This is a genomic window from Mesorhizobium sp. M0898 (assembly GCF_040319695.1).
In the GTDB taxonomy this organism is placed as follows: Bacteria; Pseudomonadota; Alphaproteobacteria; order Rhizobiales; family Rhizobiaceae; genus Mesorhizobium.
On sequence record NZ_JAMYOE010000160.1, the window covers coordinates 1 to 601 of the forward strand.

Here is a 601-nt window from a genome sequence, read left to right on the forward strand (position 1 = left end):
CATCCCGATCGCTATCTGCTCTCCGCTGCGCCGGCAGCCCGAAAGGGCCGCATCTTCATCGACTACCTTCGCAATGGGCGCGGTAACACGGCGGTCGGCGCCTTCTCCCCACGAGCGCGACCCGGCTTCCCAATCGCCCGTCCCGTGACCTGGAGCCAGGTTGAGGCAGTCATCCGTCCAGATGCCTTCACCATTGACCGTCCGTTTAGGGCGGCTGCGAGAAAAGCAGCGTGAGCAATCTCGCAGCGCATTCTATAGCAGTGGGCGAAGACGCCCAGCGATTCCGCCGAACATTCGATCATGTCAACTACTTGCCGGACGGGTCGATCTCTATCCAGGCGGGCACGTGATCACTCGGCTTTTCCCAGCCTCGCAGGTCAACGTCCACGCCCGCGTCACGTAACCTGTTCGAAAGTGATGGGCTGACGAGGAGGTGGTCCATCCGCAGGCCGGAACTCCGATCATAACCGCCTCGGTAGGAGAAGTCCCAGTACGTGTAGATGCCTTTCTCCGGATGAATGCAGCGGACGGCATCCATCCAGCCATTGTCTAGCATTTCGGCGTAGGCCTGCCTGCTCTCCGGAAAGTAGACTGCGTCGCC

General features: G+C 61.1%; 2 protein-coding genes. One reads left to right on the plus strand and one right to left on the minus strand.

All coding sequences use genetic code 11. The features are described 5' to 3' along the window. Window positions 1-234: non-homologous end-joining DNA ligase LigD (gene ligD / locus NKH90_RS34715; protein WP_502898908.1), on the plus strand; the 234-nt coding region annotated here is incomplete at its 5' end. Window positions 235-307: 73 nt separating this feature from the next. Here ligD and NKH90_RS34720 read toward each other — a convergent pair. Next, window positions 308-601: exonuclease/endonuclease/phosphatase family protein (locus NKH90_RS34720; RefSeq protein WP_502898909.1), on the minus strand; the 294-nt coding region annotated here is incomplete at its 5' end.